The organism is Paenibacillus sp. FSL P4-0127 (assembly GCF_038007325.1).
In the GTDB taxonomy this organism is placed as follows: Bacteria; Bacillota; Bacilli; order Paenibacillales; family Paenibacillaceae; genus Fontibacillus; species Fontibacillus macerans.
Map to the genome: position 1 here is coordinate 5,818,313 of NZ_JBBOWY010000001.1, position 12,421 is coordinate 5,830,733.

General features: G+C 50.3%; 12 protein-coding genes. 2 read left to right on the top strand and 10 right to left on the bottom strand.

The window, feature by feature from the left end:
- Positions 1-91: 91 nt before the first annotated feature.
- The 3 genes from NYE74_RS26120 to NYE74_RS26130 all read right to left on the bottom strand — a co-directional run bounded on the left by NYE74_RS26120 (position 92) and on the right by NYE74_RS26130 (position 3,092).
- Complete coding sequence (locus NYE74_RS26120) at positions 92-1,081, bottom strand: AI-2E family transporter (RefSeq protein ID WP_115311295.1); 990 nt, start codon at positions 1,079-1,081, stop codon at positions 92-94.
- Between the two features lie 143 nt (positions 1,082-1,224).
- Positions 1,225-1,875: a response regulator transcription factor gene (locus NYE74_RS26125; protein ID WP_341005282.1), complete on the bottom strand. Its 651-nt coding sequence runs from the start codon at positions 1,873-1,875 to the stop codon at positions 1,225-1,227.
- Positions 1,872-3,092, bottom strand: coding sequence for a sensor histidine kinase (locus tag NYE74_RS26130; RefSeq protein WP_051985602.1), 1,221 nt, complete (start codon positions 3,090-3,092; stop codon positions 1,872-1,874). Before NYE74_RS26130 ends, NYE74_RS26125 begins: the two co-directional genes overlap by 4 nt.
- Before the next feature lie 183 nt (positions 3,093-3,275).
- Between NYE74_RS26130 and NYE74_RS26135 the strand changes: the two genes are divergently transcribed.
- On the top strand, positions 3,276-4,028 hold the full coding sequence (locus NYE74_RS26135; protein WP_341005283.1) for a DeoR/GlpR family DNA-binding transcription regulator: 753 nt from the start codon (positions 3,276-3,278) through the stop codon (positions 4,026-4,028).
- Between the two features lie 88 nt (positions 4,029-4,116).
- Here the strand turns inward: NYE74_RS26135 and iolD are convergent, their stop codons facing one another.
- A complete protein-coding gene (gene iolD / locus NYE74_RS26140; protein WP_036624481.1) occupies positions 4,117-6,030 on the bottom strand; it encodes a 3D-(3,5/4)-trihydroxycyclohexane-1,2-dione acylhydrolase (decyclizing) in 1,914 nt (637 codons plus the stop codon).
- A gap of 32 nt (positions 6,031-6,062) precedes the next feature.
- Entirely contained in the window at positions 6,063-6,881 is an 819-nt protein-coding gene (gene iolB, locus NYE74_RS26145) for a 5-deoxy-glucuronate isomerase (protein WP_036624484.1), read from the bottom strand.
- Between the two features lie 113 nt (positions 6,882-6,994).
- On the opposite strand from iolB, the gene NYE74_RS26150 reads away from it, so the two are divergent.
- Positions 6,995-7,384, top strand: a complete 390-nt coding sequence (locus NYE74_RS26150) for a tautomerase family protein (protein WP_036624486.1) — start codon at positions 6,995-6,997, stop codon at positions 7,382-7,384.
- 115 nt (positions 7,385-7,499) lie between these two features.
- On the opposite strand, the gene NYE74_RS26155 is transcribed toward NYE74_RS26150, so the two are convergent.
- From NYE74_RS26155 to NYE74_RS26175, 5 genes are all read right to left on the bottom strand, one after another.
- Positions 7,500-8,366 carry a sugar phosphate isomerase/epimerase family protein gene (locus NYE74_RS26155; protein ID WP_036624488.1) on the bottom strand — a complete coding sequence of 289 codons (867 nt, stop codon included), beginning with the start codon at positions 8,364-8,366 and terminating at the stop codon, positions 7,500-7,502.
- A gap of 60 nt (positions 8,367-8,426) precedes the next feature.
- Positions 8,427-9,296 (bottom strand): sugar phosphate isomerase/epimerase family protein, encoded by an 870-nt coding sequence (locus NYE74_RS26160; protein WP_341005284.1) that lies wholly within the window; start codon positions 9,294-9,296, stop codon positions 8,427-8,429.
- A 108-nt stretch (positions 9,297-9,404) separates the two neighbouring features.
- On the bottom strand, positions 9,405-10,298 hold the full coding sequence (gene iolE / locus NYE74_RS26165; protein WP_341005285.1) for a myo-inosose-2 dehydratase: 894 nt from the start codon (positions 10,296-10,298) through the stop codon (positions 9,405-9,407).
- Positions 10,299-10,464: 166 nt separating this feature from the next.
- Positions 10,465-11,172: an AraC family transcriptional regulator gene (locus NYE74_RS26170; RefSeq protein ID WP_164815258.1), complete on the bottom strand. Its 708-nt coding sequence runs from the start codon at positions 11,170-11,172 to the stop codon at positions 10,465-10,467.
- Between the two features lie 183 nt (positions 11,173-11,355).
- Positions 11,356-12,378, bottom strand: a complete 1,023-nt coding sequence (locus NYE74_RS26175; protein ID WP_036624492.1) for a Gfo/Idh/MocA family protein — start codon at positions 12,376-12,378, stop codon at positions 11,356-11,358.
- Between the last annotated feature and the right edge of the window lie 43 nt (positions 12,379-12,421).

Consider the following 12,421-nt stretch of genomic DNA (forward strand, 5'->3'; position numbering starts at 1 on the left):
GATTGGTTTTCGACTTGAGTTATAAATCATCGCCTTGCCGCTCTGACGACGGCAAGGCGATGATTTTTTGCCAGCAGTAGGAGCCCCCCTGCTATGTCTTCTCCACCGTCCCGGATTTTTTCCGATTCTGCTGCTTGATCAACAGCCGGAACAGTTTCTTCCATAATATTTTGAGGATCATATATATAGGTACGATCAGCAGCATGCCGATGATGCCAAATATTTTGCCGCTGCCCAGGATGAGCAGAATGGTCGTCACCGGATGGATATCCAGCGTTTTGCCGAACACGTAAGGCGAGATCAGGTTATCCTGAATTTGCTGCGCCGCCAGGATGATCACCAGCGACCAGATTCCGACGTACGGAGACTCGATCAAGCCGATAAGCACAATAGGAATGGCGGAGATGATGGCCCCGAAAATCGGGACGAAATTCATAATAACCGCGATGACCGTCAGCAACAAGGCATACGGAAGCCCCAAAATCCAAAATCCGATAAGCATCAAAATTCCCAGCGCTACGTTGACGATAACCCGGCCGACGATATAATTGTTTAGCACATTGTCGATTTCGCGGACCGTTCTCAACGCTTCTCCGCGATAGCGCCGCGGAAACATCTTCGCCAAAGTTACTCCGAAGCGCTGACCATCCTTGAGCAAGTAATACAGAATGATCGGAAACGTGAACAAGGCGATCGCAAAATTGGAAAGCAGCGAAACAAGGCCGGTAATGGAATTGGCCAGCAACGTGACGCCATTGCCCAGATATTCGGTCACTTTGGAGAAATCAATTTCTTCCAGATGCAAAAAGGATAGCTGCTGATTCTCCGCCAGCTCGTTCAGCTTGACATTCAGCATGTCGAGCAAGTTTGGAACGTTTTGCAGCAGATTAACCATTTGGGTTTGCAAAGGCGGCCATACCCCCACGATAAACGCGACGGCGACGATCAGCATAACCACATACAGCAGCAGAATAGCCAATGTCCGCTTGACCTTGCGCCGTTCCAGAAAATCCACCGCCGGCCGCAGCAAATAGTAAAAAAATCCGGCGAGCAGCAGCGGAACCAGGACCGCGCTTATCATGATTTGTATGGGACCATAAATAAAATCCAGCTTAGAGCCCAAATAAACGACGGCAATGATAATAAGCAACAAGGTGCCATAACGAATGGACCTATCTAACAGCTTTACCTCCCCCTCATTTGTTTGATTTTGACCGGGCGTACTTAAGGATGAAGAATTCCCCGTTCCAGAGCCGTTGCTACGGCTTGCGACCGAGAATCAACTCCCAGTTTATTATAGATGTTCGTTAAATACGCCTTAACCGTTCGCTCGGAAATGCCCATATCAAAAGCAATTTCTTTGCTTTTGTACCCGCGGGCGACGAACTGCAGGACCTGAACTTCTTTCTCGGTAAGCGAAGAAACCTGCTCCTTCCGCGGGGTGTCCTCCCGGTGCTCTTTCGCAGCCAGCGCTTTGGCCAAAATTTCGGCCTGCAGCAGCGTCTCTCCTCGCATCGCCGATTCGATCGTACGGAACAGATGATCCCGGCCCGTATCTTTGAGCAAATAACCTTTCGCCCCCAAAGCAAGGCCGTTAGCGATAAGATCATCTTCGTTATAAGTCGTCAAAATAATGACCGGAATGCGGCTGCCGCTGTTATTCAACAGCTTCATGGCTTCCAGCCCGCTCATGACGGGCATATTCAGGTCCATTAAAATCACATCCGGGTTGAGTTCATGAGCCAGCTGAACGGCAATCTCCCCGTTCTCCGCTTCACCGATGACCTCGAATCTCTCATCGGTTTCCAGAATCAGCTTGAGTCCTTCTCTCACGACGAAATGATCGTCGACAATCAGCACTTTATACCGGTTCATACTGTTTCTCCTTCAAGCATTGAAGCCTCCATTTGAACTTTTGTGCCTTCCGCACCGCTAAAAATATGAAATTCTCCCCCGATCAGCCTGGCGCGCTCCTGCATCCCCAATATGCCGTAGCGCCCCGGTTGCTTGCCGAGCATCTCCGTGTTAAAACCTGTCCCGTTATCTCTAATTTCAACAAACAACCGGTTATTCGCATCGGACACCGTTACCCATACTTTATCGGCCTTGGCATGTTTGGTCACATTGGTCAAGCACTCGCTAATGATCTGCAGACTATGTTCGGTCATTTTTCCCGACAAGCGCCGGGTGACTTTTATATCCAAAAATGTCTGAATCCCTGTAGCCTGGATAAAACGCCGGACCTCATCAGCCACCGCCTCTTTGAAATCGACGTCAGGGCCCGATTTGACCCGCAAGTCGTCGATCGCCCGGCGGGCATCGGCCAAAGTTCGCCGCGCCTGCTCCATCGCTTTCTTGACAATATCCCGCGACCGGTCCGTGTTTCCCTGGGCCATAAAAGCGTCGACGGCCTCCAACTGCATGATCAGGCCTGCCAAGCCCTGGGCCAGTGTATCGTGGAGATCGCGAGCCATACGCTGCCGTTCATTGGCAAGGGTCAATTCTTCAACTTTCCGATGTGCCTTCTCCAGGTCGCGCAAAAAATTTTGCGTCCTGAGGCGCGCATGAACTTGTCTAAAAAAGAGCAGCGCATACGCCATAACGATGATCATCATGAAGACAAACATTAGCGACAAACCGATGATTTCATCCAGACTGCCCGCACGCAGAACGCAATAAAAAAACAGCAGCATGCAGAACAGAGCCGTCAGGAGTATTTTTCGCTTTTGATTATACAAGCCCACGCTTTGCCCGATCAGCACGGGAAACAAACCTATTAAAACGGGAAAAGTGCCTTTTTGCGGCATCAAGTAGGCGCATATCGCAATCAACAACCCCTGCACTAAAAAATACAGCCAGGGATGTTTTTTGGTAATGCGGTACGAATTCCAGTGCAGGCAGATGTGAGCCACAATGCCCGCGCTAAATAACAAACTATTAACGATACGAGGTTCGCCCAGATTTTGTATTGTCAACGAGCTTATAAATACCATCAACACCCAAAGCAATACCGGGAACCTGGATACGAACAATTCATTAATCGAGTCTGTCAGAGGCGACTCTACATCTTCCGAATTTCTTTTACCGAACATCCGGCCCCCTCCTTTATCTCTATTATAAGGCCTAAACACTTCCTTTTAACCGTACTTTCGTACATGTACCTTTTTGTTCAAAAGAAACCGGCCTTTGTAGATTTTTGATCTCACCTCGATTACAATAAATTTAGCCACATATGATCAGGAGTTTAACCAAATTTGTCTTAGGGGAATCAGCATATGATCAAATCACAACGAATAAATCAAATTAAAGAATATGTCTTTGAGCATGAGTCGGTATCTTTGGAGGAACTGGTCAAGCACTTTAACGTTTCAAAGAACACGATCCGCAGGGATATCCAGACCCTTGTCGAAGCGGGGATTCTGAAGAAAGTTTACGGAGGAGTATCCGTCAACCACTCCGCACTCGTTGTCTTTAACGAACGAAGAGATCAAAACTTGACCAAAAAGCAGGAGATCGGGAAGCTGGCTTCCCAGTTTGTGGAGGATGGGGAGGTAATTTTTGTCGACTCGGGGACTACAACCCTCGAGCTTCTTCCTTACATTCATCACAAGCAGCTTACGATTATTTCCAACAACTTTGACTTTATTCACCAAGCCAAAGCGTATCCTTCCTTGGCCATCTTCTCCACAGGCGGCATGCTTGAACGCAAGACGAATTCTTTTGTCGGTTTTCAGAGCATTGAATTCCTTAAAAAATATAACATCAACAAAGCTTTCCTCGCTTCCACCGGCATCACCCTAACCAACGGAGTGACCAACTCGTCGCCGCTCGAGACCGAGGTAAAAAGTACAATCGTGGAGAAAAGCGCAAAAGTTTATTTGATGATTGACGACAGCAAATTTGACAAATACGGCATCACCACGTACTGCTCCTTAAGCGACATTGATTACCTGATCACCAACAGCATGCCGGTTGAGAGTTATCAACAATACGCTCTAGAACACGGCATTACGATTGTCACGCCATAAGAAAAAATTCCGGCTTTAAACATAAACGGCACGCCCCGGCCTGCTTCATGAATGAGCCGGGGCGTGCCGTTTTGCGGCCGCACGATGATTAATACTGCTTGGATTTCTTCAACATCTCCACCTTCCGCCGATACGCCCGCCGGATGCTCTCTTTGTCCGCTACCTCGGCAACCCCGACATGCCACCAGCTGTCATAGCCGTCCGTCATTGTCTTCGGCAACACCTTCATGTCGATCAGCGTAGAGGTCGTCTGCTTCTTGGCATCCTCCAGCGCCAGCTTGAGTTCTTGGGCGGTGTTCGCTCGATAAACCTTGGCGCCGTACGCTTCGGCTACTTTGGCGTAATCGATGTTCATGATCCGGTTGTCCTTCGTCCTGAACTCGCAGTAATAGCTGCCAGAGCCATGATCCATCTGTAAATTGTTGATACACCCGAAGCCCGAATTGTCAAACAGCAAGATGTTGATTTTGTGATCATATTGAATCGCTGTGACCAGCTCCGAGTGCAGCATCAGGAAACTGCCGTCGCCTACGATCGAGTAAACCTCCCGCTCGGGATGGGCCAGCTTGACGCCCAAGGCGCCGCAGATTTCGTATCCCATGCAAGAGTAGCCATACTCCAAGTGATACGTATTCGCCACTTCGGACGCCCAAAGCCGCTGCAGATCTCCCGGTAAAGAACCGGCGGAAGAAATGATAATGCTGTCCTTGTCAATCGTGTCATTGATGGCGATCAGCGCCGTGGTCTGCGCCAGCTCCGTGCCAAGCGCGTCCGCATATTCGTTCATCGTCTCCTGCGTAAAATGCCCCTTGATTTCCGGCTCGAAACCCGAACGTTTAAACTCAATCCGGCCCAAACGTTCACGCTCGGCATTCCATTCCTTTTTCAGTTCCGCAAGTATCGGCCCAAACTCGCTCACATATCCGCGCAAGCGCTCGTGAAGTTTGCTTAAAGCGGCTTTGGCATCCGCCACCATTTGCAAGCCATCCAACTTGTAAGCCTGCATACGGCTGACATTAATATTCAGAAACTTCGTATGCTCGAAGTCAAACGCCGTCTTGGACGAAGTGGCAAAGTCGGTGTACCGGGTACCGATACCGATTACCAAATCCGCCATTTTGGCCGCCTTGTTCGCGGCCAGTGTCCCCGTAATGCCCATGCCCCCCAGATTGTTGGCAAATGTGCTTTCCACGGCCGACTTGCCGGCCTGCGTCTCTACCAACGGAATCCCGTACTCCTTGGAGAAAGCGATAAGCTCTGCGCGCGCCTGCGAATATTTCACGCCTCCGCCCACAACAATCAACGGTTTACGGCTGCTGCGAATCAACCGCTCCGCCGCTTCCAGTTCCCGTTCGCTTGGCTGCAGGCGATCCACATAATGGACGCGTTTTTGGAAGAAGGCTTCATCATAATCGAAAGCTTCTCCCTCAACATCCTGGGCAATGCAGATGGTGACCGGTCCGCTCTTGGCCGGATCGGTCAGCGCTTCAAAGCCTCGTATCAGGCTGCTCATTAACTGTTCCGGGCGCGTCACCCGGTCCCAGTAGCGGGAAACGGGCAGCAGCGCATCGTTGGTCGTAACCGCGATGCTGTATTCATGCTCCAGCTGCTGCAGTACCGGGTCAGGTTGTCTGGTGGCGAAAGTATCCGCAGCCAGAAACAGAACGGGAAAGTTATTGGCCAGCGCCGTGGCGGCCGCGGTCACCAGATTGGCGGACCCCGGTCCGGACGAGGTAGACACCGCAAAAATTTTCCGCCGCAGCTTCTCTTTGGCATACGCTATGGCGGCATGAGCCATACCTTGTTCGTTTTTGCCTTGAAAAACTTTCAAATGGCCGGCATCCTGCTCCAGCGCCTGTCCGATGCCAAGCACATTGCCATGGCCGAAAACGGTGAATATGCCTTCAACAAACGGTGTTTCCCGGCCGTCAACATGAATATACTGCTGATTTAGAAACTTGACCAAGGCTTGCGCCGTGGTCAATCTGATCTTATTCCCCATGCTGCTGCTCCCCTTTATATTGAAGTTTCCGGTTATTTCCGTCCCAAAATCCACTCATGATCCGGGTCGTTGCGGAATTTCCAGATCCGCTTGGGCCCTGCCATGACGTTCAAGTAGTAGGATGTATATCCGTCCGGTACGCCCACCGGATGATACCCTGCAGGTACAAGCACCACATCCCGATGCTCTACGGACATCGTTTCATCCAAACTGCGGTCGTCCGTGTACACTCTTTGAAAAACAAATCCGGCACGGGGTTCCACTTCGTGATAATACGTTTCTTCCAGAAACGATTCCTCCGGAAGACGATCCTGGTCATGCTTGTGCGGGGGATAACTCGAGAAATTTCCACCCTCTGTGTACACCTCCACCACAAGCAAGCTGCTGGCTGAAGGATCGTTGTCAGGCAAAATGTTGTGCACCGTACGTTGGTTCTGGTATTTGCCCCGGCGCTCCACGCTTACGTCCCCGGCTTTAATCCAGCGGGTCGGAAGCTGCTGCAGGGAAGGAGCATAACACAGGGCGACGGTTGCAGCCGTCACCGCTTCAAGACTGAACCGCTTGCCGCCGGAGACAAACACGCTGTCGGTCGGCGTTTTCTCGAATACGCGCTCCCTTGTCCCGATCCCCGCAAAACGATGTTCGCCTTCAGTCACCGTAATCCGGCCCGACAGCGCGACGATGCAGCATTCCCGATCCGTCAGCGTTTCCTCGTAACGCGCCTTCGCCTTGAGATCAATCATTTTGAAGCCGACATATTTTAACATGGTGTCTTCGGTCAATAGCTGGTGGACGATGGCGACACCGCCTTCTTGAACTAAATTCGGTTTACGCAGTAAAGGACTGGTCACAGATGAATCCCTCCATGTTCATTAAAATCCAGAGACTCCCATAGGTCAACTATTGATAATATCTTGGTTATGTTTTATATTAAATGTATTCAAATTTACAGGAGGACAACAACATGCCGTTATTACGCTTTGACGTTATTGAAGGACGCAGCCCGGAGGAATTGAGAAAACTGCTGGACGCGGCTCATGATGCGATGGTCGAGGCCTTCCAGGTTCCGGTTACCGACCGGTATCAGATCGTGCATCAGCACCCTGCCCATGAGATGATCATTGAAGATACAGGCTTGGGTTTTAAGCGGACCGATCAGGTTGTCGTGATCAGCATCGTAAGCAAAGAGCGGACACCGGCTCAGAAAGAACGATTGTACAAGCTGCTGGCTGAACGTCTCAAGCAGGAATGCGGTATTGAGCCAACCGATGTGATCATCTCGCTGGTACAGAACGGACCGGCGGATTGGAGCTTCGGCATGGGGGAAGCCCAATTTCTAACCGGAAAGCTGTAAGCAAGCGTCTTTAAGGAAATGTACAGAACAGCCGCATTTTTAAAAGCAGCAAGGGCATGCATGAGAGCCGGTCAACTCCTATCGTTTGATGCAGGCACATGCATGCCCCTGTTTTTTAAAGCAATCCCAAGCCTTCCTTCATCGCCTTCAACGTAACCTCGCTGGACCACTCGGGTTTGTCCGGATAAGCAAACACCGCGTTGGTGGCAATGCCGTCAAATTTCATTTCCTTCAGCTTTTTGAAGATTGCCGCAAAGTCAACCTCTCCTTCGCCAATGTTTAAATGCTGATGAATGGTAATTTCGGCGTCCGGCGGATTTACGATATAGCGCAATCCGAAGGCCGCTTTATGATTAAACGTATCGGCGAACAACATATGGGCCAGCAAATCTCCGGCTTCGTCAAACATCTTCTCGATGTCTCCGATTCCGTCGTCATAGTAAAAAGTGTGGGCGGTGGAGTAGACCAGCTTGATCCAATCTTTATCCAAAGCGCGAATCATGTTGATCGCTTCCCTGTTCGTTTCGATAAAATCCAAGGGGTGGGCTTGCAGATTCAGCTTGATTCCTTCCCGTTCAAAGACCGGCAGCAGCTCTTCCATCGATTTAATAAATTTCTCTTCGCACACCCGTACGTTATATTTACTGCCGCTGAATTCACTGTTCATCAAATCGACATCAAGCTCTACGGCGATTTCAATGGCGCGCTTCCAGTTCCGCACCGCCGCCTGTCTTTGCTCCTCATCCGGACCGGCCCAATAATATAGCGGCAATAACGAGGAGATTTTCAGCCCCGTGTCGCGCAATCTTTTTTTCAGGGAAGCGATTTTGGCTTTATCGACCTTGGGATATTTATAAAACGGACAAAAATCTTCCCGCGGCGACAGCTCAATATATTCGTAGCCCAGTCTCGCCACCTTATCGACCATTTCCTCAATCGTTGTGTTGTCTCTGTAATGCGTCGGGTCATAAGCGATGATCATGTCAATATCTCTCCCTTATCGGTATCATAAGATGGACTAATGCTTTCCGCCGGAATACGGTCAGCCCCAGTACTTGGCTACATGTCTGCGGGTCACTTCGGCGGCTTTTTTTACGTTCTCTTCCTGGGATAGCTTGTAATAATCGGGGCGGAAGACTTCCACCGTGCAAACGTCCCCTTCAAACCCGATTTTCTTCAACGTATCGGCATAACGCCGGTGGTCCAGACAATCGCCGGGCTCGCCCGGCCACAGCCGCTTCTCGTCGGTATTGTACGGGGCTCCGCAAGGCATATTTTCCGAACCGTTTAAATGCCAGACAAAAATTTTACTGCCGTCCGCCTTTTCCAGCGCTTCAAAACTGGAGGCCATGGCATGGAAATGGTATTGATCCAGCGTGATGCCCACCAGCGGAGAATCAACCGCCTGCGCGATAGCGTAAGCGTCCTCGAAACGGTTGATCGACATGGAAGGCGCGCCGCAGAATTCGATCGACAGCTTGATGCCGTGCGGTTCAACCTTTTTCACCATTTCCTTGAGCACGGCAACCGCGTCCGCTTTGATTTCATCCACTGTGGCGTGAACCGGCAAATCCATCGACGGAATGACGACGATCATTTTGCAGTCCAGCATGTTGCAGCGGCGGATGATTTCGTCCAGTTCTTCCATAACCGCAGCCTTTTCCGCCTGCGTTTGCTTCATATTAAAGAAAATCAGCGTGTTGTACGACAGCATTTTCAGCTTGTGGGCAGGGTCTCTGAACCAGGCGCTCAAATCCTCAAGCGTGTATTTTCCGGCCTCCAGATCACGGTTCAAGCATTCGGACTGAATATCGATATAGTCGAACCCGTGTTTTTCGCAATATTCCAGATCCTTCAGCACCGAGTGATCCTGGCAAAACCGGTTGCAGCCTTCGTTGAAGCCTATTTTCATGGAATTTACCTCCCAATGTTCATCTCTCGTATTTCATAAAATCCCGGCAATCCGCTATTGATTTCTTCTCTATCGGCTCCTATCCAATCACCGCACGTCTGTGCTCATTTACGCTTTCAATACGTAGGAATCGAGATAATCCCGGGCGATTAAGGCGTATTCCAGCGGATTGGCAATCTCCGGATCCTGCTCGGCTTCAATCACAATCCAGCCTTGATAACCGCTCTGCATCAGAAAGGAGTATACTTCCGCAAAATCGATCAACCCGTCACCCGGAACGGTAAACATCCCCGCCAGAAAGGATTGCAGAAACGATTTTCCTTCCGCTCGGCATTTTTCCAATATTTCCGGCCGCACATCTTTGAAATGGACATGGGCAATCCGCTTTATATGCGCCTCCAGCAGTGACAGATAATCGCCATCCGAGACATAAATATGGCCCGTATCATAGAGCAAATGAACAAGCTTGGAATCGGTGCCGGCCATCAGCCGGTCCACCTCTGCTTTGGTTTGCACCCCGGTCCCCATATGATGGTGATAAACCAGCTTTAGTCCGTATTTATCGGCTGCTTCCCCCAGAGCGTTTAAGCCTTCGCAAAGCCGCGTCCATTCTGCGTCCGTAAATTCCGGCTTCTCTTTAAATACATTTTTGTCCGTTCCCTGCACACTGTACGTTTGCTCCGAGACGACGGCGACATCCGCGTTAACCGCTTTCAAATAGGCGCAATGTTCGGCGAAATCCCGCGCGGTCTGCTCAACACCGTCACGGATGATGAAACTGCTGAACCATTTTCCCGCAATGCGCAAATTCCGCAGCTTCAGCTCCTTGTTCAACACCTCGGGCTCGGGGAAAAAGCCTCCCGCTTCCGTTCCTTCGAATTTTGCCACAACGATGTCGCTTAAAATTTGCTGCAGATTGTTGTTCTTGCCGATTTCGGGAATATCGTCGTTTCTCCAACCGATGGGCGCTATGCCCCATTTGATTGCATTTTGGGCTGCCATGTTCATCCCCCCCGCCAAAAAAGTAAGAAACGGTTTTTTCCATCTTTCGAGGTCCATTCTAATGGGAAACAGGCTCAAAAACACTATCCGCACTTGCTTAGAAATTGACTTTTTTTGCTCAACCAAAGCGCCTAAAAAAGAAGCCGGCGCAGTGCACCGGGTCAGCTTAAAATCGCATCTTTCTGAATTTGCCGGGGGTCAGCCCGCCCGTGGATTTGGAGAACGTCCGAATGAAATGGGCGACATTATTAAACCCGCAGCGGGCGCTGATTTCTTCCACCGTGAGATTGGTCTCCACCAGCAGTTGCTTTGTTCTTTTCAGCCGCAAGTTCAGGATGTAATGGTGCGGAGTTACGCCGATCTCTTTTTTAAACAACCGCACAAAATGGTACAAACTCAGATTGGAAAGCTTGCTTAATTGCTCAACATAAAGTTTCTCGGCAAAGTGAGCATGAATGTAATCCAGAGCCGGTCTAAGATCCGGATTAAGCCTTTTTCCCGAAACCTGCTTTGGGCCTGCCGGATAACCCGCTTTAAAAAGAGAAACCAGTAATTGATAGATTTGCACGGACAGATCAAAATCGTCGGGATTGCCGGCGGCGATTTTATCAATGATCGCGGGGATCGCCGTATTGTCACGGCCCATTCCGGAGAACAGGCACCCGGCTTTTTTATACAACTCCTCGCACATCATCTCGGACTGCGGGCCCGAAAAGTGAAAGAAGTGAAACCTCACATCGTCCACCGCATAATAGTAATTGCGGTACCGGCAATCCAGCAAAACGATATCGCCCGCGGAAGCGGTAAATTGATCGTCCCGGTAATGAAAGGCAAGGCTTCCCTCCTGAATCGAAAATAGAATAAAGGAGCTCATATAATCTCGGTCCACTTTATACGGAAACCGGCAATAATACTCGCCGCCCCAAAAAACATAAAAGAACATTGATTTTGCTAAGTCTGAAGCCTCATGAAAATATACGCCTCGCTTCCACACAATTCCCGGTTCCGATTGAGGGATATACAGATCGATCAAGGGGTTCCTCCTTGTCGGGCAGGTTTATCGGTTTGTACGGTAAAACTCCGGTTTCTCCTTCAAGGTTACAGGTTCCCACTCGCCCGATGCTTGCGCTTTGACGCAAGCGTCGGCCGTCACCGCGGCGATGTAGCCGTCCCAGGACGTTGGCCCGCCCGGTTCGCCCGTTTTTTGAATGGAATCGATAAAATCCTGCAGCTCCACGTCGTAAGCCTCGATGAAACGCTGCTTCCAGTCCATAAGCAGGTTCACTCCGAGCTTGGCATCCTTACGGAATGTAACGCTTTGAACTTCAGGCAGCGCGACGATCCCCTCTTCCCCGATCACCTCGCACTGAATATCGTAACCGTATTGGCAATTGACAAATACTTCGGCGGTAATAATAATCCCGCTTGCGGTTTTTAGCGTGATGATTTGCGGGTCCTGCAAATGGCCCGAGGCATATTTGGTTTTCTTCGGATAAACCACCTGCACGGCTTTATAATCGTCATTGACAAGCCAATGCAACACGTCGATTTCGTGAATCAGCGTATCCGTAATCGCCATGTTGGTCAGATAGCTGTCGCCCACTTCCGGATTGCGGTGCGCGGCGCGGATCATCAGCGGTTCGCCGATCCATTTATTTTCGATCGCCTCTTTCAGTTTGATGTATCCGCTGTCATACCGGCGCATAAACCCGACTTGCACCAAACGTTTGCCGTGCTTCATCTCGGCCTCGACAATGCTCAAGCAATCCTCGGCGGTTGTAGCGAGCGGCTTTTCGCAAAAAACGTATTTTCCCGCTTCAATGCCGGCCAGCACGCTCGCCTTGTGGGCCGGCCCCCAGCTCGTAATCACGATCGCATCCACGTTACCTTCGGCCAGCAGGGTGCGGTCATCGGGAAATACCTGCGCATCCAGTCCCCAATTTGCCACCGCCTGTTTAGCCGCCTCCGGGTTTATATCCGTAACCGCCACAACCTCGCCGCCGTTTAACGTCTGCTGGATTCTTCTCATATGATCTACGCCAAGCGCTCCGGTTCCGATAACTCCAAACTTCATGGTCATGAGTATACTCCTCCAAATTTATTTATTTTGTTGATTGAAGATG